This is a genomic window from Swingsia samuiensis, assembly GCF_006542355.1.
GTDB lineage: Bacteria > Pseudomonadota > Alphaproteobacteria > Acetobacterales > Acetobacteraceae > Gluconobacter > Gluconobacter samuiensis.
Genome location: NZ_CP038141.1, coordinates 233,936 through 257,500, shown reverse-complemented (window position 1 = coordinate 257,500; position 23,565 = coordinate 233,936). Strand labels below are relative to the sequence as shown.

Here is a 23,565-nt window from a genome sequence, read left to right as displayed (position 1 = left end):
GACCGATAGTGAACAAGTACCGTGAGGGAAAGGTGAAAAGCACCCCGATAAGGGGAGTGAAAGAGACCTGAAACCGGACGCCTACAAGCAGTCGGAGCCTCATATGGGGTGACGGCGTACCTTTTGTATAATGGGTCAGCGAGTTTCTGTTTGCAGCGAGCTTAAGCCGATAGGTGTAGGCGTAGCGAAAGCGAGTCTGAATAGGGCGCATGAGTTGCTGGCAGAAGACCCGAAACCGAGTGATCTAGCCATGGCCAGGCTGAAGGTGCGGTAACACGCACTGGAGGGCCGAACCCACGCCTGTTGAAAAAGTCGGGGATGAGCTGTGGCTAGGGGTGAAAGGCCAATCAAACTCGGAGATAGCTGGTTCTCCGCGAAATCTATTGAGGTAGATCGTCGGGTGTTTACCCTGGGGGGTAGAGCACTGGATGGGCTAGGGGGGCCCAAAGCCTTACCAAACCTAACCAAACTCCGAATACCCAGGAGTATAGCCCGGCAGACAGACAGTGGGTGCTAAGGTCCATTGTCGAGAGGGAAACAGCCCAGACCACCAGCTAAGGCCCCTAAATCGTGGCTAAGTGGGAAAGGATGTGGGGATTCCAAAACAACCAGGAGGTTGGCTTAGAAGCAGCCATCCTTTAAAGAAAGCGTAATAGCTCACTGGTCTATTAGAAACCCTGCGCCGAAAATGTAACGGGGCTCAAGCCACGTGCCGAAGCTGTGGGTGCATACATTAGTATGCGCGGTAGCGGAGCGTTCCGTAAGTCTGCGAAGGAGACGGGGTGACCCTCTCTGGAGATATCGGAAGTGCGAATGCTGACATGAGTAGCGACAAACAGTGCGAGAAACACTGTCGCCGAAAGTCCAAGGGTTCCTGCGCAAGGTTAATCCACGCAGGGTGAGCCGGCCCCTAAGGCGAGGGCGAAAGCCGTAGTCGATGGGAACTAGGTGAATATTCCTAGGCCTGCCAGAAGTGACGAATGGAAAATGTTGTCTGTCCTTAACGGATTGAACAGGCTTTTTGACCATTCCAGGAAAGAGCTCTGGCATATAGACCGTACCCGAAACCGACACAGGTGGACTGGTAGAGAATACCAAGGCGCTTGAGAGAACGATGCTGAAGGAACTAGGCAAATTGCTCGTGTAACTTCGGGATAAACGAGACCCATTGGTGGGCAACCATCAGTGGGTGGCACAGACCAGGGGGTAGCGACTGTTTAGTAAAAACACAGGGCTCTGCGAAATCGAGAGATGACGTATAGGGCCTGACGCCTGCCCGGTGCCGGAAGGTTAAGAGGAGATGTGCAAGCGTTGAATCGAAGCCCCGGTAAACGGCGGCCGTAACTATAACGGTCCTAAGGTAGCGAAATTCCTTGTCGGGTAAGTTCCGACCTGCACGAATGGCGTAACGACTTCCCCACTGTCTCCAGCATCGGCTCAGCGAAATTGAATTCCCCGTGAAGATGCGGGGTACCCGCGGTCAGACGGAAAGACCCTATGAACCTTTACTGCAACTTTGCAGTGGCATCAGGAAAATTCTGTGTAGGATAGGTGGGAGGCTTTGAAGCCGGGGCGCCAGCACCGGTGGAGCCATCCTTGAAATACCACCCTGAATTTTTCTGATGTCTAACCGAGACCAGTAAGCCTGGTCCGGGACCCTGCATGGTGGGCAGTTTGACTGGGGCGGTCGCCTCCCAAAGTGTAACGGAGGCGCGCGATGGTGGGCTCAGGCCGGTCGGAAACCGGCTGTTGAGTGCAATGGCATAAGCCCGCCTGACTGTGAGAGTGACAGCTCGATCAGAGACGAAAGTCGGCCATAGTGATCCGGTGGTCCCACGTGGACGGGCCATCGCTCAACGGATAAAAGGTACTCTAGGGATAACAGGCTGATCTCCCCCAAGAGTCCACATCGACGGGGAGGTTTGGCACCTCGATGTCGGCTCATCACATCCTGGGGCTGGAGCAGGTCCCAAGGGTTCGGCTGTTCGCCGATTAAAGTGGTACGTGAGCTGGGTTTAGAACGTCGTGAGACAGTTCGGTCCCTATCTGCCGTGGGTGTAAGAGACTTGAGAGGATTTGTCCCTAGTACGAGAGGACCGGGATGAACGCACCTCTGGTGCACCGGTTGTCGCGCCAGCGGCACAGCCGGGTAGCTAAGTGCGGACGGGATAACCGCTGAAAGCATCTAAGCGGGAAACCCACCTCAAAACGAGGTCTCATAGAGCCGTGATAGACCATCACGTTAATAGGCCGGGTGTGAAAGTGCAGCAATGCATGCAGCTAACCGGTCCTAATCGCTCATACCTCTCACATCAACACATGCACAGAAATCAGTCACACTCCTCATTCAATACACCAACCCAATCACCACCCTCTCATGATAGGGTGAGCTAGAAGACCTGGTGGCTTTGGCGAGGGATCTACACCCGATCCCATCCCGAACTCGGACGTGAAAACCCTCAGCGCCTATGATACTGCACCTTAAGGTGCGGAAAAGTCGGTCGCCGCCAGGTCCCCTAGCTTACCCTCAATCCTCACCAACATATCCACCAGCGCGGGGTGGAGCAGCCCGGTAGCTCGTCAGGCTCATAACCTGAAGGCCGCAGGTTCAAATCCTGCCCCCGCAACCAATCCCCCATCAAAATCTAAAGCACCACAGCCACATCAGATAATGAGGCTGGGTCGTTTGGCGTTACTTGGTTTCTTTAGGTGGCCATTTCCCCTCTTTTACCATCTTCTTAATTGCTTCAGGGCTAGGAGAGGGCCATGGATAATGAGACTCTTTTAAATATTGGATAACTCGTAGGAGGGCTTGGTGCTCTTGTTCCATTTTTTCTGGAGAGGCATCCGTATATATATAAGCTTTATTAAACTGATCTGGGTTTAAATTGCTTAGGGCTTCACTACCTACGGTATCCCCAAACTGACCAGTTACCCATATGTTCGCTCCATGTTGAATAGCGTATTCGACGGATGTCCAATAGCCCATTTGAGCCATTGTAAGAATTGGATAATCGTTTATTAATTTACTAGAGGGTTCGTTAATATTTGTATGGAGATCAATAAGTGTACGAATAACTTTTTGATCCCCATGTATCGTTGCACTATCAATTGCTCTATGGTTTTGATACTTACTGTCAACCTGTGCGCCAGATTTGACAAGAAAAGTGGCAAATTCTGAGAAACCATTTGTTTCCCCATCATGCATCGCCATGACAAGTGGAGAGCAATGTGGCTCACCGTTTGGATTAGCACCTGCTTTAACGAGAGCTTTTGCCATGTTTAGGTCATGGCGATAAGCCGCTATCTCTAATGCAGTATGGCAATTTCCCCCCACAGTGTTAACACCTTTTGGTAAGGACTTGGCTTTTAAGAGTGCTCCATCAATATCACCGTTCCATACTGCTGTTGCAAAATCGCGCGCATTTCCTTCCGGGAAAACATGAAGGTAATCATGTTTCCCAGGCCAAAACCCAGCATCAGAATTAGTGTTTGTGGCCCATGTCTGTTGAGGAAGAGCAAAGGCAAAGACAGTTGAGGCAGAGAATAGAAAAAATTTCTGTATTATTTTGGGCATCTTAAAAGGAACTCCTTAAATTGGATGTTTTTAATGACACGTCCCATACCATGATTGGCTATAGGGTTTAACAAAGCGCCGTATCTACCTTGTTGTAGAGTGGAATCTTCCAGTCTGACCTGTCGCCCACTAGCCTTAGGAATATAATCGTTAGAAATAATTATACCATCCATAGCATAAAATTCAGGCGCTTCGGGGTTGGTGGCGGTTGCAGAAAATAAAATAGTATTCCTATTATTTTGAGTAAAGGTTAATGGATCGTAATCACTTGTTATATCGAATACTGGTGGCCGGTGTGCTCCATGGAGAATATTTTTTTCTCTTACGCCAGCTGAATTGAATACTACAACAGGTCGATCGGCGATATTGCCTGCTACTGTTGCTAAACCGCCACCTAGAGAATGGCCTGTGAAAATAATATTAGTATTTTTAGGAACTTTAGAAATGCGACTGCCTATAGTTTGAGCATCTCTATATTGGTCAGGAATAAAGCCAAAAGCTTGCAAAGCATCTTCTTGTAGGTCTTCTAATGAGAAAGGATTTGTTCCTGCGAAAGCAATTACATAATGGTTTCCAAGTTTTGCGGAAGAGCGGAAAACTCGACATCGAAGATGATCGTCCTGTCTTTGCAATTGATCCATAGTTAAAGTAACGGGCTGTAGTTCCGCATTATTCATTGTTATGTCTGTATAATCGGGCGGAATTTTATTCGCAGGTATTTGGGTGTTGGGTTCTGCATAAGCTATATTTGCAAGATGGGCGAGTACTTCTGCATCTGCTAATGCTGCGCAAGAGGCTAAGCGTCCGCCACTCAGTTCTACTGTAATTACTTTCTCGCTAAATCTGTCGGAGGAAGCATTGGGATCGGGCATATGATATATTTCCTATTGTTGCTAGTGAATGTAAGGAGAAAAAAATATTTTAACAAATAGGTTTTATTTATTAAGGTGAAGGATATGAAGTTTAAAAAAATTAAGGAGTAAGGAGTGTATATAGAAACGTTTTTAATGATAGTTGGCTTATCAATATTTTCTTTATCTGTGTTAGAGGTCTTCTATTTTAAAGATCTTCAACGCTGGATGAGGTTATTAATTCAAGTCATTTGTTCAGTCGTTTTATTTTGTATTTTATTTTTCTATCACATTACACCTGTTGATCATCCATCCGTTAAATTTTCTTCTATAGAACGTTTGTCATTTTTGACGATGTCTGTGGCGGCTTGGTGGGCTGCGACACGGGCATTGATCATTCTGATGAGGATTATTGTTAATCGTAAGAATGATCGGAATGAAGTTCGCATTTTATCGGATGTCTTGTCTGGACTGATCTTTATATCGTTTGTTGTTCTGGCAATTTCCTTTCTGTTTGAGGTGCCTGTCAAAGGGTTAGTTGCTACTTCTGGTGTTGTCGCCATCGTTATTGGGTTGGCTCTCCAAAGCACATTGTCTGATTTGTTTTCAGGAATTGCGGTGGGAATTGAGAAGCCATATCGTCTTGGAGATGTGATTTCATTAGATAATGGAGCGGCTGGCCGGGTGGTGCAGGTGAATTGGCGTTCAACGCACTTGCAAACAACGGATCATGATTTGATTGTTGTTCCGAATAATCTGGTAGCAAAAGCCAAGTTAATTAATCGCAGTATGCCAAGCCCGTTGACGAGCCAGACATTAGAGCTGCGGGTGCATCCAGCAGTACCTATTGATCGGGTGAGACGTGTTATTCGAGAGGCGTTGCATAGTTGCTCGTACCTGTCACACGCAGGCGCCACAACATATGTTGAGTGTTTGACATTGGGAGGAGACGGAAACAGGTTTCTGGTTGGTTTTTCAGCGGCGACTTATGGATTGTTAACTGAAGCACGTGCTGAGGCTTTAGCTCAAGTTCAGCGGCACTTGTTCCACTCAGGCATTCCGTTGACGGTCGCTAATAGATATCCAGAAGGTGAATGGACGGGGCGTTTGCTTTCTCCAGAAGAACTTTTAGCACGCTCTGAATTATTTGGCTGCTTGTCAGATCATGGCCGTGAGAAAATCGCTAGCGTCATGAAGAGCTTTGAACTGCGTGAAGGGCAGGTGCTGTTCCAAGCAGGTGATCCGCCTGAATCACTGTATATTATTAGTACAGGTACGGTGAAAACAGTTCCGCAGAATAGAGTAAATGAAAATACGTATTATGTATTAGGCCCAGGTGAAAGCTTGGGGACAGTCGCCCTTATTACGGGAGAGCCTTATAAAGCAACGGCACGCGCACTCAGTTTGGTGCACGGCTTCCGGTTAGATGCAAAATGTTTGGCGCATGCTATTGAAGAAAATCCGGAGCTTGCGGAGGAGTTAGAAAAACCAGTGAAGAATGCTATTGCTTCCATGATGAAAGCAGAACAGTCTGATGTGGTCGCTTCTGATAATTCATCCGGTGGTTTCTTTAAGCGTTTGAGAAGTCTTTTGAATAAGGCATAATATTCCATAAAAACCCTTACTCTCTAAAGTGTAAGGGTTTTTTATTATTTGATTAAGCCAAACTGTTTTTTGATATGCGCAAGATAGGCTGTTTGTTTTTGTTTGAGTGTATTGCTTAGAGTTATTTTATTGGAAATAATATGATGCATACGTTCAATTTCTTCAGCGTGTTGGGTTTTATTAAGGGCATGTGTGACAGATGTTGGGTGACGTCTGTGAATATTCAGAGCTTTGTTTAGATAGAGAATGTGACTGTCAGGTTGTAAGAGGATTTCGGTATAAAGACGCCAATCTCCAGCCATGACAAAGGTTTTAAGTTCTGCATGTAGAGCATTCAATGCATCAAGAAGACGATCTCGCCGGAAGATAACACTGCTGACATTTAGGATCAGGTTTCTTTCAGAAAGACAGAGTTTGAGAAAGTCATATCCAGAAAAAAAAGCATCATTTTTGAGAAGGTCGCCAACCGTTTCATTGTAGTAATGTTTATAGGATGAGGATAGCTGGTGGTTATTTTCATCAATGCACTGGCTGTCACAAAATGCCATAGCGGCATGAGGTGTTGCAGTGATTGTATGAAAGATTTTTTCCAGAAAATGCGGGTCTGATAGGTCATCTGCTTCTGCAATCCAAACCCAATCTCCCGTGGCTTGGCGGACTGCTTTTTCCCATTGAGCGAAAACCGAACCGGAGTTGATTTTGTTTTTAATGATATGAATTTTTCTATGGTATTCTTGTGCGGTTTTTTCTGCTGTCTGAAGGCTGGAATCTGTTGATGCATCATCGATTAAGATGATTTCAAAAATGGGCATACTTTGGGAGAAAATCGAGGCGAGGCGAGCTTTAAGAAAAGCATTGTAATTATAAGAGGGAATAATCACAGATATTTTGGGAATATCTGGCATTGTCTTGAAGAAGAGTTTTTCAACATATGGAGCGAAATCAAAAATTTTCTGAAAAGTGACGGCGTATTTATTTCGTTCCTTAGTCGGAATGTCTAGGCTTTGCTGGGCAAGCTGGAGGCATTTTGTAGCAAATTGATGAGTATGCCCAAAAGGAACGATGCCATGTCTGGGGGTATCTTGGGTATTCAGAGAGTGAAGGAGAGCAGGGATCCCTCCGCTATTATCAAAGGAAATACAAGGAAGGCCACAGGCTAATGCTTCTAAAATGGCCGAAGGGTATGGATCTTCTCGTGAAGGAAGAGCAAAGGCATCTCCTGCCGAAAACCATTGGGATATATTGTCAACATATCCAGTGATATAAAAAGTATTGGTCTGGGTCGCGGCTCTGAGTTCCCCATAGAGGTGGTCATATAAAGCGGTGTCAATATCTCCTATCCAGAGAAAAAAAGCTTCTCCGTTGGATTGCCTCCATGCCTGAAGGAAAAGATCAAATCCCTTACGCATGTCGGCATAGCCAGCACCAATGATGACCCGTTGCTTTGAAGGAATGTGTAGTTTTTTACGGATTTTATGACGTGCATGAGCTGAAAAGCTGACATGCGTATAGAGGCCTTGCGGCAAAATATCGATACAGGCGTAATCTTCAATTTTCAGAGCATGAGTAACGCTCTCAGAGGGCACAATGATGGAACGGGCATATTGGCATGCAGAATGCATTTTATCGTAGAGCTTACGGCTACGAAGGAGGTTGTTGAGTTCATGGATAAGGAATGTAAAGGGAATAGATAGATGATGGAGGGCAAGGGCTATCTCAGAAGAGGCAGCACTATTGAGAAGAGCGTGCTGGAACCCTTCTGATTTAAGTTTGGAAAGGCGGGCTATGGTATCGTCTGCGATCCCCGATAAAACCTCGACGGGAGCAATGGCTTGGTATTCTTTTAAAAGAGCACCATCTTCTAGAAGAATAAAACGGATCGGAACACCAAAAGAATAACGTAAGCAGCGTCCAATTTCGAGAAGGAGTTTTTGAGCCCCTGCTGGAAAAGCATCATGGCCAATGAGGAGAAGACCTGTCGGGTGAGAAAGGGTGTCAAAGTTGGTAATCGCGTGCGCTGTTGCGTTAAGATAGGCACTTCCGAAATGTATATCCGGCTCAAGGTAAGCACCTTCTGCCCATTCATTCCAAGCATTGATGCATACGATCGCTTCGTTAAAGAAACGATGTGTGTTGGCTTTTTCGACAAGTCCTTTTAGCCAGAGCTCGTAGAGCTGGGGGGTAGAGCCATGCATGACGAGGCCTTTGCCTTGGCGGCGTGCATCATTATCCCATGAGGGAGTCGCGGTACGAATAAGAGGAAAGTCGGGCGCTGGAGCCTGAAGAGCATGTGTGACGATTTCAGCATAATCATAAATTTGACCGCTAAAATGTGCATCAAGAAGTTGGACCTCTTCGTTAATGAGCCTGCAGTTGGAAACGGTTTTATGGGGAGGGAATTCAATAGCTCCATCAACTCCGAAGGACGAAGGATCTTCATCCTGAAAGGTTTGCCCCATAATGAAAATTGGGTTGAGGTTATGACGTTGCTGAAAGAGCTTACGCCATTTGGCAAAGTTTTTCGTAGGCGAAGGAATACTGCCTGCACGGTATACCATGAGCAAAGGGCGATTTTGTATAGTGATGTAACGCTTGTCTTTCATGTGACGGGCGAAGCTGTCGACAAGAGCATTATCATCTGAAGAGCGATAATGTTGCTCAATTAGAATATCATGATCTGAACCGTCCCAGCGGCGGCTCCAATTCTCATTGGCCCACATGAGGCAAAAGGGAAGGTCTATGTGTGGGTTCGCTAAAAGGATTTCCAGAGGACCATCAAGTAGTCTTTTTTGATTAAACCAATAGAAATAGAAAATAAAACCTTCAATGCCACCTTGTCTGGCCATTTTGGCTTGGCGTTCCAAAATATCAGGTGAGGTGAGAGTATAGTGACCAAGGTCTCGAGGGATACGGGGTTGATAATGGTCGACAAAGCGGGGAGCGGACCGAGCAATATTGGTCCATTCTGTGAATCCTTCACCCCACCAAGCGTTGTTTTCAGGGATTGGGTGATATTGAGGGAGGTAATAAGCCAAGACGCGCGCTTTGCGTATGGCGCTGTCGGGAAGAGGCTTAAAAGATTCAAAAAGAGGGCTTGGTTCTGTTCTTCGGCGAATTTCATCAAAGACCGAAATATCTTTGGGAGGCGGGGTGAGGGCGTTGGGCTTATCTTTGTGTTCAAGATAATGCAAAAGAGGATTAGCGCTTGGAGAGTTTGGAAGATGTTGTTTTTTATATGAAGTAGGGTCAAAACCTTCAAAAGGAAGCCGATCTTCTTTGAAGCCCTGAACCATGTAATGTTCAACAGGATCTATGCCCGCAGAAGCGATGTCAGGATAAGTTTTTAGGTAAAAATCAGGCTCAAAGGCTGGGAGTGGGTAAATGCCTTTTCGGTGTCTATTAAGAAGATAATGCGCAAGAGCGCTCATGCCCTCAGGAATATCATAAGTTTGACGGTACCAAACCGGGTCAAACCACGCAATAGGCCACAGGCCTTCTTGCTCTCCTTGAGTAAGGTAATGGAGGAGCAAGTCGTCAGTAATGTGTGGGGCTTGTTGTTGATACCAATGAGGATTGAAGTATGGATTAGGAGATCGTTTCTCTTTGTAGCCATCAACGATGTAATGTTCTAGCGGTGCTACCCCAGCTTTGGCGACGTCAGCATGAACGGTAAGGTAGAATTCAGGATCAAATTCAGGAATAGGGCGGAATATTCGGCTGTTTCGGTGTGTGAGGTAATGCGCAAGAGCGAGTGAGTTCGAAGGAATATCATAAGTTTGGCGGTACCAGATTGGGTCAAACCATGCGATGGGGCGTAGCCCTTCTGCTTCTCCTTGGGAGATGTAGTGAAGGAGTGGATCTCCGGTGACATGAGGATTTTGCTGCTGGTACCATACAGGATTAAAGAAAGCATTGGGCTGATAACCTTCTTTCCATCCATGATGATGATAATGGTGAAGGGCATTTACACCTGAAGAGATTAAGTCAGGATATGTTTGGTTATAATAAACGATATCAAAAACACCAGAGTGACCAATAAGCTGCAAAGTGTTTTTTGGAATGTCGGAATGTGTGTGGTGAGAGGATATTGTTTTTTGGTGTAAAATATCGTGTGGCATAGGAAACTTTTTCACCTTCTATGCGTCTTATACTACACCATATTTTTATTGTTAATCGATATTTTTAAAAATTAAAAAATTGCGTCTTTGATGAGCCAATGGCATAGTTATGCACCTTAAATTTAGATGTGTTGTTCATTTAAGAGTTTGGAGTTGTGGTGCTGATGGCTGATGGCATTTCTTCTGCTGAAGTAGATAGGCCTGTTTATACGCACCAAGCCGTTCGCCTTGATGAGGGAATAGATTTGGAGTGTGGCGTGCATCTTGCCCCACTCGATATTGCTTATTGTACGTATGGCGTACTCTCACCTGCCCGTGATAACGCCATTTTGGTGTGCCATGCTTTAACGGGGGATCAATACATAGCTGAGCCAAGCCCCGTAACAGGAAAACCTGGGTGGTGGAGCCGAATGGTAGGGCCGGGCTTGCCTATTGATACAGACCGGTTTTTTGTTATCTGTTCGAACGTACTTGGTGGATGTATGGGGTCAACGGGCCCCAAGTCTATTCGTCCTGATACAGGTCGGGCGTGGGACACAGATTTTCCGCAAATTACGATGCACGATATTGTGGCGGCGCAAGTTCGGTTAATTGATTATTTGGGAATAGGGCGCTTATTTGCCGTTGTTGGTGGATCAATGGGAGGGATGCAGGCTCTCACATGGGTAGCCGATCATTCAGATCGTGTTTTTGCTGTGATGCCTATTGCAACCTCTCCCTTTCATTCCGCACAGAATATTGCGTTTAATGAGGTAAGCCGACAGGCCATTTTAGCAGATCCTCATTGGCATGGCGGCCGTTATCGGGATTTCGGAGAGATCCCGGCAAGAGGGCTCGGTGTGGCGCGCATGATGGCGCATATTACATACCTATCTGAAGAAGCTCTAACACGAAAGTTTGGTCGTCGGACGCGGCGTGAGGTGGCTACAACGTCTAAATCTGCGGATGCAGAAGCAAGCTCGCTTTTTGGTGAAATTTTTGAGGTTGAAAGCTATTTGCGTCACCAAGGCTCAACTTTTGTGCGGCGCTTTGATGCAAATTCATATTTAACAATTACCCGCGCGATGAATTATTTTGATTTAGCAGCGGAGTATGATGGTGATTTGGCAGAAGCATTTCGCAAATGCGAAACACGCTTTTGTGTTGTATCGTTTAGTTCGGATTGGCTGTTTCCTACCTCTCAGTCTCGTGTGCTTGTGCGTGCATTGAATCGGGCAGGGGCGAATGTGTCGTTTGTTGAGATTGAGAGCGACCGCGGACATGATGCATTTTTATTGGATGAGCCTGATTTTGATCGAACGGTTCGTGGTTTTATTAACGGTGCTGCGGAACATGCCGGTTTGAAGTGGGGGAACTCTGATGCGGGTTGATCAACGTCTGATTGCAGAAATGATTCATCCGCGCGCACGCGTCTTGGATGTGGGTAGTGGCGATGGTGCGTTGATTGATTATCTTTATCGCACGCGAGCATGTGACGCGCGGGGGATTGAGCTGAATATGCAGGATGTAACGCATTCTGTTGCTCATGGATTGCCTGTAATACACGGAGATGCAGATCATGACTTGGCGGATTATCCGGATCAGGTGTTTGATTATGTTGTTTTACAGCGAACGTTGCAGGCCGTTGAACGCCCTCGTGAAGTGTTGCGCCAAATGTTACGGATTGGCCGTTATGCGATTGTATCTTTTCCAAACTTTGGATATTGGCGCTTAAGGCTTCAGCTTCTGACAACAGGGCGTATGCCGATGACCACCGTTTGGAATACGCCATGGTATGTAACGCCGAATATTCACCCATGTACTATTCGAGATTTTATCGCCTTATGTGATGAAGAAGGATATGTGGTGAAAAAATGGCTTGCAGTTGATGAAGAAGGAAGTAGAGCGCCGTGGAGGCGTTCCATTCGATTGGCTAACTTGTTTGGAGAGCAGGCATTGTTTCTTCTGCGTAAGAAATAAATACTTATAAAGTTAGTGAATATATTTACTTGATATGAATGTCTTTTAGATGTTTGTTTTTAAACGATAAAAAATTTCTTTTTGTGACAAAACATGACTTTTTGTTAAGTATTTTTTGCTTTTCATATGATGAATATAAAGCTATACGCGCACGGATTGAGTTTTTAAAGAAAAGCTTAGCAATTACAGGCGGTTTTATTTAGGTCGAACTTTTTCAGAGTGATTATTCAATCTGATAGTGTGGGGTACGGCAGAGAAACAGTCTTTTTGAACAATTTTATAGTTTAAGGCTTGGAGCAAGACAGCGTTTAAGCTCGCTGCTGCGCTTGCGCAGGTCTACTGTGCCACCCTTAGGAGGGGACATGACTAGCTTTGCAGAGCTTAATCTTGCTGAGCCAATACAAAAGGCGCTTGGTGAAGAAGGCTATATCACTCCCACTCCGATACAGGCAGGGTCTATTCCATATCTTTTGGATGGGCGTGATCTTCTTGGATTAGCTCAAACAGGAACAGGCAAAACTGCTGCTTTTGCTTTGCCTATTTTGGATTATTTGTTACGCGAAAAGAAAGCGCCTGCTCGAAAAGGGGTAAGAGCCTTAATTTTAGCCCCTACACGAGAGCTGGTTTCCCAAATAGGCCAGAATTGTGCCTCTTATGCACGGCATACAAAATTGTCGCATGCCGTTATCTTTGGTGGCGTTGGCCAAGGGCGACAGGTTGAGGCCATGCGTAAGGGTGTGGATATTCTGGTCGCAGCTCCTGGGCGTTTGTTGGATCTGATAGGCCAAGGGCATATAGATTTGTCCGGGCTTGAAGTATTAGTGCTGGATGAAGCCGACCGGATGCTCGATATGGGATTTGTTCGGGATATTCGGAAGATTATGACGTTCTTACCTGAAAAACGTCAGACTGTTTTATTCTCCGCAACAATGCCGCCATCTATTCACGATCTGGCTCATTCATTATTGAAAGACCCGGCAACGGTACAGGTTACGCCTGAATCAAGTACGGTTGACCGTATTCGTCAAGCGGTGATGTTTCTCGATACAGAGCATAAGAAAGATGCAACCTTGATGTTGGTTGAGGCCCCCAACGTCAAACGTGCTGTTGTCTTTACTCTAATGAAGCATGAAGCCAATAAAGTTGCTGAATTTTTGAGCAAGAATGGCATTACAGCAGAAGCAATTCACGGGAATAAATCGCAAGGAGCCCGTGAACGTGCGATGTCTGGCTTCAGGGATGGAACGGTAAAGGTGCTTGTCGCGACAGATATTGCAGCGCGCGGGATCGATGTTGATGATGTAACGCACGTCTTTAATTATGACTTACCAAATGTGCCTGAATCTTACGTTCATCGTATTGGCCGTACGGCCCGTGCAGGGCGTGATGGTTGGGCCGTTTCTTTGTGCGATGCAGAGCAACGGGCTTGGTTGAAGGATATCGAGAAAAAAATCGGTAAGTCCATCGCTGTTGTGACAGATCATCCTTATCACTCCGATGCAGCTCAAAACTCTACGATGCGGCCACCTGTTCTTGGTGGTGGTGGACGCCGTGGAGGAGGTGCTCCGCGTCGTGGCGGAAGTTCTGGAGGCGCGCATTCAGGGAACGGCAATAGAGGGCCAAGGCGTTCTGGAGGAGCATCATCTCGGGGAGGGTCATCCCGTGGCGGCGGTGGTGGACGGCGGCACTAGGCTATTGAGCTGGAGTAAAGCTTAGAGTATCTTTTTTAGGTTACGATGTATTAAGAGGAAAACATGCGGAAAGTATTTATTCTCTGTTTTCCTCTTTTTATTCTTTCTGCCTGTTCTAATGGTATAAAAAAAGATGAGTGGCAGCGCGCCGGTTTTACGTTGCCTCAGGAAGAAGACTTAAAGAACGCTCATTATACACTGTCTGAGATGATTGGATGGCAGAACCCGCATCTTTTGCCCCAACAGATGATTGCCTGGCGACAGTCAAATTTTACGTTGCAAGAAGCAAAGATGTTTTGGAACGCCGGTGTTTATGACCCAAAAGAAGCTCTTTTGTGGAAGGGAGCTGTTGGAAAGTTTTATACACCAAAAGATATAAAACGTTTGGTACGATCAACGCGAGGCGGTCATATCACCCGAGAGGCTATTGCCGCTGTCATTGAAGAAGATAATCCGGACATTAAGAGTTCAAAACAGGTTATTATGGCCGTTTATCAAAACAAACTGTTTGATTGGCTTAAAAACCTCGAAATAGACGATAGCGCAGAGGTAGACCCATAAAGACCTGTGTTCGGGAGTATTTTAATCTCGTGCAGAAATAGGAATTATAGTGTCGAATAGATCCTGTTTCTGTTTTGATTTTTGGGGCACCCAGCTGTCTCTGCCAAGATGAATAGAATTAAATTGGAAGTCGGGAACATCTTCTTTTTTGAGGCCTAAGCGTAAAACACAGGTGACTTCATCATCTATAAAGATACGGATTAAGCTTTTAAGGAGAGTAAAATACATTCCGTGAGGTAGAAAATTTCGATAGTCTTTGAGAGAAAGTGGGCCAATCTGAATTTCAATACGGGCATTGAGATCCCATGAGTGTGAACCAATAATGGCATCTACCCCGAGTTGAGAAAACTGCCCCCCTGAAGCATTAGGAAGTTGGCTTTGTTGCTGAGGCGGGACACTAATCCATTGGCCAGAAAATTGATTGATTGTGATTGCCGTCCCCATCCACTCTTCTAAAATAGTTCTTAGGCGTTCTGCCGAGCGTGGTTGCGTTGCAAAAAGACCAGAGAAATACAGCAGATAGCGTGGATCAATTTGACCCCGCTGCACCATATCGGAAGAGTGAAAGCCGGTTAGAGCAAAGAGAACACGCGCTAAAAGACGTTCATTTTTATTTTCTGTTGAGGTTGGAGCAAAACTGTGTGCGCTATATTTGGTTCCAGCATCAGCAAATTGGATCCGCGGGCGCTGGGCAAGCATATCAAGGAATGAACTGAGAGCAGGTGAACGTGAGCGATGTTCTTCATCGACAAGGGCACTATAGGGACGTGGTAAAATACCATCGTGCCCAGTCATCGTGCCAAAGCTGGTCCAGACGTCAAATGTCCCGTCAGGTTGCGGCTCAATGTTGAGAATATCTCGGTTAGGAGTGACAAGACCGGGGGGCGTTCGAAACCGTACAATTTCAGATAAAGGACGATTACCAGACAGGCGTTGTAAGAGAGCCATGGCAGCATCAAAGGAGAAGCGCCCCGGGAACTGCACGAGTTCTTCTAGGGATGCATTTTCTAGGAGTGCGGGCGTGGAAGGTTGGTTTTGTTCTGACATGGTGATTAGAGGATACGACGAAAGCCAGCGCGTGGTGCAAAAGATGCAACTGGATCTGGATGGGTGGTAAGGCGCACAACGGTGCGTACAAAATTATTTGCTGCAATATGCAAAGCAAAAAAGCGATCGAGTACACTCGCAAGCAGAAAGAGGCCGTGTTCGCTCCATGCCCCGGCTTCAAAAGTCAGAGTTACTTCCAGACCTCGGCTCCATCCAAGCTTAAGTCCGTCAGACAGCCGGGCCACGGTAGGGGCAGACGTAACTTCAACGAGGCTTGCAATGGCTGCTCGTGTTTCTTCTGTATTACGAACATCATACAGTGTTAGGAGGTCACGCAGGGCACTCGCAGCATCTTCACCTCCTGTGAGGCTAAGGTGGTTCAGGTTGAGATGAGTGATGAGTGCCCAAGCACTACGGGCACGTTGGCGTTGGCGCCAGCCTTGTGTTGGTGGGGTAAGACAGAGGATTTGTGTTACACTCCCTAGTCCACGTTCAGGCATGAAGTGTGGTGCGCCGCCACCAAAAGGTAAACGAGCGGGTAAATCTCCATCACTGAGTGTGGCATCTATTGAGAGAAGGCGGTTGCGTGATTCTTCTTCGGTCCAATTAAATTCAATGGGTGTAAGATAGGTTTCAACACGTTTTCCTATTGGGGAAAGACGCCGTGCAAGAGTGTATTCTCCAACGATGTTTTCTTCTTTGTTGGGAAGGTAGCGATAAAGCGGTTGCCATGGACGTGTGGTGCCATCAGGGTGGATTTCACTAACGGAATTAATATGCCAAATTTCAGCACTTGAGTTCCCATTCCGTGGAGGATCTACGGGGTAGTTTGTTTTCCAATGGTTGAGGCGAATAGGTTCACAGGTGCTCTCATAAAGATTGGCGATTGGAACGCAGTTCAGCCTTAAGGCATTGGAGTGCAGGGTTCTGACTAGGCTTGGAATAATTGTATCAAAATAAATGAAAAGAGTGAGTTCATTTTTGGTTTCGACCAGTGTACGCGCATCTAATCCATTGATGACAACCCCAAGGAATTTTTCAGGAAAGGCAAAGTATTCTGTCAGAAGGCGGAAACCTGTGAAAGAACGTTTAGGCCAAGGATAAAGAGCTTCATCCAAGTCAAAGCCACAAGAGGTCATTTGATCTTTGGAAAGAATGGTTGGGCGGTCATCATTCGGGCTGGAAGCAAGCGCTATTCCGACAGTATGCGCGCAAAGAAGTTCATACAGAGCGCTGGACTGCTCGTGGGGAGCTTGAATAAAAAATTTAAGAGATTCTGGCGCAACATCAAGAAATTTAGCATCTGGATTAGACAAGGAAAGCCGAACGCTTAAGATACTTTGTGCTTGGCGTGATGCAGGATGATTGGGGGCATCAAAAGGGGCCGCTTGCATTCGTGCACTATGAGCATGAATTGGCCATATATCAGCAGGAGCAGTCGTGCGGAAACGGCAGGTAGTGCCGTTTGGTAAAGAAGTTTGTAGTGGAGAGTTCAGAGGAACAGGAATGGAGGTTCGTGCATCGGGCATTCCTTCAAACTGAACAAGGCAAGCTGAAGGAAGGGGGGCAAGATAATGGGGGTATAGGATATCAAGGAGGGTATCGGTTAGTTCTGGATATTCATCATCTAAGCGTTGTTGGACACGTCCTGTAAGGAAGGCCACACCTTCGAGTAAGCGTTCAACATGAGGGTCATCAATCGTATCCCGCGATAAACGCAAACGCCCGGCGACTTTTGGGTGTGCTTGAGCGAACGTACCAGCAAGGGTGCGCAGGGCATCAAGTTCACGTTGATAGGCATTGATAAAATCGTCGGCCATAAGATCTCTTATGTTTCGCGGACAGCCTGAATGGAAATTGGCTGTCCGGGCGGAAGAATTGCTGTGCTATAACGAACGAGTTCAGGCTGTGGATCAAGAAGGAGTACCCCCTCAATCTGGAGCCTGATAACCGTACTCATGGGGGCATTGTCAGGTAAAAGAGAGACACGGATATTGGTCAGGCGTGAATCAAAACGACGTAATGTGTTCTCTACTTCTGTGCGGATACGTTCACGCTCATCATCATCTGAAAGTGCGCGTGCAGTAACATCGGAAAGGCCATACCCCAAGGGAGAACTCTGTAAGGTCGCTTGATGGGGTTTTAAAACAACCCAAGGCCGATCTGAGTTCAGGAGAGCCTCCAGATCTCGCCGAAGGGCCGCATGGATTTGCGCGAGAGTCCGCACGTTTGACGGAGGTGGGTCAGCACGCTCCGGGTGTGCATCTAACAGGCGATCCAAAACAGATAAGGTGGGAGTGGCATAATCTTTCACGGTTGGAAATTATCCAAAAGTAATTTCTTCAGCTTGAAGGATATCCAATGCTTCTTCTCCAGCGAGGAAAACTCTTTGACCTTGTCCGCGCACCGGCCCCTGATCGCTGATCCAATCTGTTTCACGCCCAAGCCGTAATGCATTGGTGTTACCAGATGGATAGTAAAGGGCTGGAAGATACACTTCACCTTCAGGGCCACCACGAACGACAACAGATGCTCGACGCCAGAAAAGATCCCGTGGACGGCGTGGAGCATGGAACGTAATTTCAATGAAGGATTCTAGAGGGATCCAGAAACATTTGCCTGTGGTGGTGAGGATTTCGATTGAACCACACAAAATATCATCTGCATCGCGGAAATCATCAAACTCGGTTGGCTTACCGCTCCGTACATAGCTACCGCTTGCCTGAACACGAAGGCTCTCTGCAGTTTGGGCCGCCTCTATAGCTGCCTTTGTATCGCCAGTACGTAAAGCAGTGAGTGCCCGAAGAGATTCTTTTTGGCTTGGTGTTGGATCCAGCACGAATTCCGGAGCAGCCCCTTCTTCAAGAATAGCGCGCCGTTGGGTTTCTGCGCGAAGGAGTTGACGGAATTCAGCGGCAACAAGGCTCATATTGGGGTCAATAGAGAGAAGGGCTGCAATAAGCGTTTCTGCTCGTTGAAGGTCGCCCATAAAAAGGCTCAGCTCAGCAAGGAGAAGGCGCGGAGCAGGATCTGAAGGGTTTGCTTTAACAGCTGCCGTGGCTGCTGCAATAGCACCTTCAAGATCTCCTTGTTGAAAAAGGGTGTCTGCAGATAAAGTCATTTAGGTAGTCTCCAATTGAGCCGGAGCGGCCGAGCGCTCAGCGGAACTAAGAGTAGTGACGAGACGGAACGTCGTGGAAATATCATCAAGCTGATAATGCGGTTGCAAGTGAATGATACATCCATAATGGCCAGGTTGATCTTCACGTGCACTAATCGCAACGCGGCTAGACAGAAGGGGGTAACGCGCCCGGCTTTCCCCGGAAGAAAGACTACTGGCATTGGTGTAACGGCCTAACCAATCCTGTAATTCGCGTTCAAGGGCGCTGGGGGTTGCAATACGTCCAATCATATCACGACCAAGCATTTTGATGTGATGGGCAAAGCGGCAGACACAGAGTAAGGAGACGATTTCCGCAGAAATACGACGATTGGCCTGCTCTGCCGTAGGGTTGCGTGGTGTTGTAGGGGTAGCTTGTAAGCTTCGGGTTGAAGCGAAAGCTGTTCCCCCAAAAGGCAACGTATTGAGGGGCATGAAACCAGCTTCAAGCAAATCTTGTGTTTGTGGCGCAGAAAAAGCAACTTCGATTGGTGCGCGTGGAATCTGTGTGATAGCACCAAAGCGAAATGGGTCTTTTACTGTATCAGAAACAAAGCTGCCTGTTTCTTGTCCGGGTGTTACGCCGCGGACATCGGCTGGCCAGTTATAATTATGCTGTGCCCGTAAGACATTTCTTGCAAAGGCATAGCTTGCTGAGTGCCAGCATACTTCTTGGGAGCTGGGGGCATATTCTTCATGACGCAATATGTTATTATCTCGAGACCAACGAGCACGTGCGCGCATGCGAGGTAACGTAAGGCATAAGAAGCGCGTGTCTTCTTGTGTGACAAAGCTGCGCCAGCGAATATGATCCATGTCGGCCAAGGCCGCGGTGATATGTTGCGTAAGACTAAGTTCAGAAAAAGATTCAACCCCAAGAAGGCGTGGAGAAGCCGTTAGAATGGTTGGAATGAAAGCTGCCGCTGAAACAGCTGCAATTTGACGTAGAACCGCGACATCATCCACGGGAGGGGTGGGGTCAAAAGCGGTACGTTTTTTAGGTTGATGGGCAATCTCATGATCAATGACGAGCAAACCAAAAGGTTGACCTCCCGGATGTCCAAACTCATCTTCATAGATCAGTTTGAAAAAGGATGATTGGTCAAACTCAAGGGCACGAGCGAAGTCGCGTTCAAGTTCGTGCCACTTCATGGAGAAAACACGAATATGAATGTTTTCTGCTGGATCACACGACGAAACAAGCCAATGTAAACCGCGCCACGATCCTTCAAACCGAGAAAAGCGTGGGTGGTGGAGAATAGCGTCAATCTGTTGCGCGATCAGCGTATCGATTTGTGCAAGGTCGCGATCAATCTGCCCCCGAATAAATGTTTTTAGATGATGTGAGGAGGTAGGATGAAACGCATTGAAAAGATCATCGCCGAGCCAGATACTGAGAGCATCACGGTCGTTTTTAAGAAAATCTTCAAAGGATTCAAAATCCCAATCAGGCTGGGTATGCTGGCCCGCCAACATTCCATTCCTCAAAGACGATTTTTTCAAATCGTCTTGCTGAGGTGGTATATTTGATTGGCTGGAACCAGCAGTTGACATAAGCGAAAAGTTAGTTCCGCTCTGGAATACGTGCGACCATGCGCATGCTTGTGGTCAGTTCTTCCATCTGTAACCATGGGCGCATGTAGGCCACAGCGTTGTAGGAGCCAGGGCGTCCTGCAATTTCTGTCACTTCAACACGTGCTTCACGGAGGGGATAACGTGCTTTGCTATCTGGCCCAGCATGATCGTTCCCATTGACGTAATTATTGATCCAATCATTGAGCCAACGTTCACAGTCACTTGCTTGCATGAAGGAACCAATTTTATCACGAGCCATCACCTTGAGGTAATGGGCAAAGCGGCTTGAGGCCATGATATATGGTAACCGTGCAGAAATGGCCGCGTTAGCGGTTGCTTCCGGACTGTCATACACTTTTGGTTTTTGAGTGGTTTGGGCACCAAAGAAGACAGCGTAGTCTTCATTTTTATAGTGGCTGACAGGAAGGAAACCAAGGTTTGACAGCTCGTTTTCACGACGATCTGTGATGCCAATTTCAGTTGGGCATTTTGCATCCATATCCCCATCATCCGATTGGAAGATATGTTGTGGCAAATCATCAATACGGCCGCCGCCTTCTTTTCCGCGGATCATGGTGCAGAAGCCTGTGCGTTCAAAGGCTTCTGTCATGCGTGCACCCATGACGTATGCAGCGTTCATCCAGCAATATTGATCGTGCTCAAGAGCAAGTGGCTTTCCATCGGCTGTGCGAGGAGCCTCTTCATAACGGAACTCTTCAACCGGGTTAACACCTTCGCCATAAGGAAGGCGAGATAGAACGCGGGGAAGGGTAAGAGAGACGAAGCGACTGTCTTCACTTTCGCGGAAGCCACGCCATTTGAGAAATTCTGCTGTATCAAAGGTTTTGGACAGGTCACGTGGGTTGACGAGCTCTCTCCAGTCTTTGAAGCCGAACATCCCAGCCCCGGCGGCTGAAATGAAAGGAGCAAAAGCTGCCGCAGAAACATGGCTGATTTCACGGAGCGTTTCAATATCTTCGGGGGCGTTGGTCCATTCAAAATCCCCGATGAGGGCAGCATACGGTTCACCGCCTGGTGTGCCGAATTCATTTTCGTAAATTTTACGGAAAAGAAGGGATTGATCGAACTCAACAGCACGGGTGAGATCCCGGTGGAGCTCTCTTTTTGTTGCGTTAAGAACGCGAATTTTTAGGTTGTTTCCTGTCTCACTGTTCTTAACAAGATAGTGTAGACCGCGCCAGCTTCCTTCCAATTTTAAGAACTTTGGATCATGCATGATCGCATTTAGTTGTTGGGAAATGCTCGCATCAAGCGCATCAACAGCCCGTTCAATCGTACGATTCAGGTTACGATCAAAGTGGATGGTACCTTTGCTTGCTTCATCGACGAGAGCACGTACGAGTTCTGCTGCGCGGTCAGGTTCTGTTTGACGTGTTGCTGCAACAACTTGTGAGAGCAACCCAGCGCCAGATTCTGTTTCCGTGGTAACTGTCTGGGGTTGATTTTGAGGTGAACGAGAGGTGTCAGACATGAGACTTACCCTTTATTCTTAGACTGAAGTTCAGCGTTAAGAGCACTAAGCTCATCGTTGTTTTTCAGGATACGCTCCAGCAGAAGCTCAAGCTCTTCAGAGCGATCAGCTTTACTCATCAGATCACGGAGGCGATTGCGGGTTTCAAGTAATGATTTAAGAGCTGGAACCTGCTCGACAATGCGATGAGGTTCAAAGTCTTCAAGGCTGTTGAATGTCAGATTGACTTTCATTTCTTCGCCTTCGCCTTTGAGTGTATTCTCTACGACGAGGTTTAAGCCAGGGGACATGCGTTGCATGACTTCATCAAAATTATCACGATCAATTTGAATGAAACGGCGTTCCGCAAAAGGGCGTAGTGGTTTAGTCGGATCACCAGAAAAGTCACCGACAACACCGGCTACAAACGGAAGTTCACGCACAATTTCTGCGCCTTCAGTTTCAACTTCGTATGTAATATGTACGCGAGGACGGCGAACACGGGCTAATTTTTCGTGGATACTTGCGCTCATGAATTGCTCCAATCGTTAAAAGTTATGGCAAGAAGATCCCTTTTAGAGATCAAGCTCCTGGATACCGAGGCGTGTTAAAATCTCTGCACGGGATGAATCATCCATAACCACTTCACGCAGAAGGTCTGGAAGAGATAGTCGTGCTCGGCGAATGGCATTTTCGAGAGTGTAACTGAAGGGGGAATGAGGCTCCATTTTTCGGAATTGTTGAGCAATCTCCATGGCTGCATCAAGAAGTTCGGTACGGGTTGGCCGAGCTGGAGCTTTAGGAGGCGAGGCTTTGCTGGAGGGTGTGTGTTCCACCAAAGCGGCATCTTCCGTCTCAGCTACAGGTTCTGGATCTTCTTTTTGCACGAGGTCTTCCAGCTTGACGTAACGATGCGTGGCAGCTCGGATTTCCTCCAGTAAATGAGTAACGCGCCCCATGGAAGGAGGTTCAGCTACAGGAGAACTCTCACGGCAAGCAGTTTCCAGAACAGAATGAAGGTTTTGCCAGGCTGTGTAAGCAGAATCAGCTTCTCGGGCGAGATCAGTCAGAAAGGCATTACCTGAACCTGTGGCGATCTTTTCCATATCTTCGAGAGAGGGAAGATCATCATGAATAACTGCGACATGCTCACCTTGGGCTCGTGTTGCAGCGCGTGAGCGGGCACGCTCATATTCCCACGCAGCAATTGTCCGCCCGTCGTCAAACTCAAAGAGAACAGTTTTGCGTAATGGTTGAATGAGAGATCCGTCACGATCTGCACCGCTCAGGCCTGTAATTGCAAACGTGCGTGCCTCTGGGTCATCTGCCTCTAAAGGAGGATAAAGATCTTGAGACCAGAATTTCTCTACCAGCACGGTGATGATTTTTGTGCCTAACGCTAGGCCAGATAGACCATAGAGCCGTGTTAAAGATTCGGTCAGGAAGCTTGCAACTTCAAGGTCTTTACTTTGCGTGGTCAGGGCTTCAAGTGCCAGTTTCTCGACAGCGCGCCATTCCTCCGGGATTCCGGCTGAACGCTCTGGATCATCGTCACTGATGCGTTCTTGCATGCGCGCAGAGGAACGGGCGTCTCTAAGGGACGAGTAGAGGGAGTTGACCCCCATCGTTTCACGGAGGTCAATGCCGCCTGGAGCGGTATCGCTAATTGGCGCTGCGATTCCAGCGAGAATGCTTTCTGCATCTGGTAAAAGCATGTCGAGTGGCTGTTCCTTTCCACGGTAATGCCCCTTTAAGCCGGTGTAGGTGGCGTAAAGGGAGTAAATTTTTCGATAGGGTGTTGGTGAATCACTTCCATACAACGCCCCACAAATGAGACTATGCCACCATTTGAGCGAGGAACAAGATGTCGATTGCGACGAAAAAGCTACAATTGAAACCTTAATGCGGTAGACGGCAGGAAAAATAAGGCCAAAAGTCACATTAAGTTAC

The 23,565-nt window shown here is 47.2% G+C and carries 16 protein-coding genes, 1 tRNA gene and 2 rRNA genes (1 of these 19 running past the window's edge); 8 read left to right on the top strand and 11 right to left on the bottom strand.

Annotated features, from left to right (window positions below; all coding sequences use genetic code 11):
• The 3 genes from E3D00_RS01185 to E3D00_RS01175 form a co-directional block, all read left to right on the top strand.
• A 23S ribosomal RNA gene (locus tag E3D00_RS01185) occupies positions 1–2,314 on the top strand (it extends 423 nt beyond the left edge of the window).
• Between the two features lie 84 nt (positions 2,315–2,398).
• Positions 2,399–2,513, top strand: a 5S ribosomal RNA gene (gene rrf, locus E3D00_RS01180).
• 40 nt (positions 2,514–2,553) lie between these two features.
• Positions 2,554–2,630: transfer RNA gene (locus E3D00_RS01175), tRNA-Met, on the top strand.
• A 62-nt stretch (positions 2,631–2,692) separates the two neighbouring features.
• Here the strand turns inward: E3D00_RS01175 and E3D00_RS01170 are convergent.
• Together E3D00_RS01170 and E3D00_RS01165 are read right to left on the bottom strand one after the other, a co-directional pair.
• Positions 2,693–3,577, bottom strand: a complete 885-nt coding sequence (locus tag E3D00_RS01170; RefSeq protein WP_141459214.1) for an ankyrin repeat domain-containing protein — start codon at positions 3,575–3,577, stop codon at positions 2,693–2,695.
• Positions 3,565–4,449: a lipase family protein gene (locus E3D00_RS01165; RefSeq protein WP_141459212.1), complete on the bottom strand. Its 885-nt coding sequence runs from the start codon at positions 4,447–4,449 to the stop codon at positions 3,565–3,567. Before E3D00_RS01165 ends, E3D00_RS01170 begins: the two co-directional genes overlap by 13 nt.
• A gap of 207 nt (positions 4,450–4,656) precedes the next feature.
• Here E3D00_RS01165 and E3D00_RS01160 point away from each other — a divergent pair, with 207 nt between their 5' ends.
• Entirely contained in the window at positions 4,657–6,033 is a 1,377-nt protein-coding gene (locus tag E3D00_RS01160) for a mechanosensitive ion channel family protein (protein ID WP_181441973.1), read from the top strand.
• A gap of 44 nt (positions 6,034–6,077) precedes the next feature.
• On the opposite strand, the gene E3D00_RS01155 is transcribed toward E3D00_RS01160, so the two are convergent.
• Entirely contained in the window at positions 6,078–10,151 is a 4,074-nt protein-coding gene (locus tag E3D00_RS01155; RefSeq protein ID WP_141459208.1) for a glycoside hydrolase family 99-like domain-containing protein, read from the bottom strand.
• A 164-nt stretch (positions 10,152–10,315) separates the two neighbouring features.
• On the opposite strand from E3D00_RS01155, the gene metX reads away from it, so the two are divergent.
• From metX to E3D00_RS01135, 4 genes are all read left to right on the top strand, one after another.
• Positions 10,316–11,521: a homoserine O-acetyltransferase MetX gene (gene metX, locus E3D00_RS01150; protein WP_141459206.1), complete on the top strand. Its 1,206-nt coding sequence runs from the start codon at positions 10,316–10,318 to the stop codon at positions 11,519–11,521.
• Positions 11,511–12,110: a methionine biosynthesis protein MetW gene (gene metW / locus E3D00_RS01145; protein ID WP_141459204.1), complete on the top strand. Its 600-nt coding sequence runs from the start codon at positions 11,511–11,513 to the stop codon at positions 12,108–12,110. The genes metX and metW overlap by 11 nt, the downstream gene beginning before the upstream one ends.
• A gap of 362 nt (positions 12,111–12,472) precedes the next feature.
• A complete protein-coding gene (locus E3D00_RS01140; RefSeq protein WP_141459202.1) occupies positions 12,473–13,801 on the top strand; it encodes a DEAD/DEAH box helicase in 1,329 nt (442 codons plus the stop codon).
• Between the two features lie 63 nt (positions 13,802–13,864).
• Entirely contained in the window at positions 13,865–14,362 is a 498-nt protein-coding gene (locus E3D00_RS01135; protein ID WP_141459200.1) for a hypothetical protein, read from the top strand.
• A 21-nt stretch (positions 14,363–14,383) separates the two neighbouring features.
• Here E3D00_RS01135 and tssG read toward each other — a convergent pair whose 3' ends face one another.
• Genes tssG through tssA form a run of 8 tightly spaced genes read right to left on the bottom strand, consistent with a single transcriptional unit; the run spans position 14,384 to position 23,555 of the window.
• A complete protein-coding gene (gene tssG, locus E3D00_RS01130; protein ID WP_141459198.1) occupies positions 14,384–15,409 on the bottom strand; it encodes a type VI secretion system baseplate subunit TssG in 1,026 nt (341 codons plus the stop codon).
• A gap of 5 nt (positions 15,410–15,414) precedes the next feature.
• Positions 15,415–17,229 (bottom strand): type VI secretion system baseplate subunit TssF, encoded by a 1,815-nt coding sequence (tssF, locus tag E3D00_RS01125; protein WP_141459196.1) that lies wholly within the window; start codon positions 17,227–17,229, stop codon positions 15,415–15,417.
• Positions 17,230–17,237: 8 nt separating this feature from the next.
• Positions 17,238–17,723, bottom strand: coding sequence for a type VI secretion system baseplate subunit TssE (gene tssE, locus E3D00_RS01120; RefSeq protein ID WP_141459194.1), 486 nt, complete (start codon positions 17,721–17,723; stop codon positions 17,238–17,240).
• A gap of 9 nt (positions 17,724–17,732) precedes the next feature.
• Complete coding sequence (locus tag E3D00_RS01115; RefSeq protein ID WP_141459192.1) at positions 17,733–18,530, bottom strand: type VI secretion system accessory protein TagJ; 798 nt, start codon at positions 18,528–18,530, stop codon at positions 17,733–17,735.
• A complete protein-coding gene (gene tssC, locus E3D00_RS01110; RefSeq protein WP_141459190.1) occupies positions 18,531–20,123 on the bottom strand; it encodes a type VI secretion system contractile sheath large subunit in 1,593 nt (530 codons plus the stop codon). It abuts the gene before it with no gap.
• Positions 20,124–20,133: 10 nt separating this feature from the next.
• Entirely contained in the window at positions 20,134–21,636 is a 1,503-nt protein-coding gene (gene tssC / locus E3D00_RS01105; RefSeq protein WP_141459188.1) for a type VI secretion system contractile sheath large subunit, read from the bottom strand.
• A gap of 5 nt (positions 21,637–21,641) precedes the next feature.
• The gene (gene tssB / locus E3D00_RS01100; RefSeq protein WP_141459186.1) at positions 21,642–22,148 is read right to left on the bottom strand and encodes a type VI secretion system contractile sheath small subunit; all 507 of its coding nucleotides are present in this window, start codon (positions 22,146–22,148) and stop codon (positions 21,642–21,644) included.
• Between the two features lie 42 nt (positions 22,149–22,190).
• The gene (gene tssA, locus E3D00_RS01095; protein ID WP_141459184.1) at positions 22,191–23,555 is read right to left on the bottom strand and encodes a type VI secretion system protein TssA; all 1,365 of its coding nucleotides are present in this window, start codon (positions 23,553–23,555) and stop codon (positions 22,191–22,193) included.
• Between the last annotated feature and the right edge of the window lie 10 nt (positions 23,556–23,565).

Bases quoted from the DNA above. Each gene is read 5' to 3' on its own strand.
- E3D00_RS01165 (WP_141459212.1), bottom strand. From the start codon at position 4,449: ATGCCCGATCCCAATGCTTCCTCCGACAGATTTAGCGAGAAAGTAATT.
- tssG (WP_141459198.1), bottom strand. From the start codon at position 15,409: ATGTCAGAACAAAACCAACCTTCCACGCCCGCACTCCTAGAAAATGCA.
- tssF (WP_141459196.1), bottom strand. From the start codon at position 17,229: ATGGCCGACGATTTTATCAATGCCTATCAACGTGAACTTGATGCCCTG.
- tssB (WP_141459186.1), bottom strand. From the start codon at position 22,148: ATGAGCGCAAGTATCCACGAAAAATTAGCCCGTGTTCGCCGTCCTCGC.
- E3D00_RS01155 (WP_141459208.1), bottom strand. From the start codon at position 10,151: ATGCCACACGATATTTTACACCAAAAAACAATATCCTCTCACCACACA.
- E3D00_RS01160 (WP_181441973.1), top strand. From the start codon at position 4,657: ATGAGGTTATTAATTCAAGTCATTTGTTCAGTCGTTTTATTTTGTATT.
- E3D00_RS01115 (WP_141459192.1), bottom strand. From the start codon at position 18,530: ATGACTTTATCTGCAGACACCCTTTTTCAACAAGGAGATCTTGAAGGT.
- E3D00_RS01170 (WP_141459214.1), bottom strand. From the start codon at position 3,577: ATGCCCAAAATAATACAGAAATTTTTTCTATTCTCTGCCTCAACTGTC.
- tssC (WP_141459190.1), bottom strand. From the start codon at position 20,123: ATGTCAACTGCTGGTTCCAGCCAATCAAATATACCACCTCAGCAAGAC.
- tssC (WP_141459188.1), bottom strand. From the start codon at position 21,636: ATGTCTGACACCTCTCGTTCACCTCAAAATCAACCCCAGACAGTTACC.
- E3D00_RS01140 (WP_141459202.1), top strand. From the start codon at position 12,473: ATGACTAGCTTTGCAGAGCTTAATCTTGCTGAGCCAATACAAAAGGCG.
- metW (WP_141459204.1), top strand. From the start codon at position 11,511: ATGCGGGTTGATCAACGTCTGATTGCAGAAATGATTCATCCGCGCGCA.
- metX (WP_141459206.1), top strand. From the start codon at position 10,316: ATGGCTGATGGCATTTCTTCTGCTGAAGTAGATAGGCCTGTTTATACG.
- E3D00_RS01135 (WP_141459200.1), top strand. From the start codon at position 13,865: ATGCGGAAAGTATTTATTCTCTGTTTTCCTCTTTTTATTCTTTCTGCC.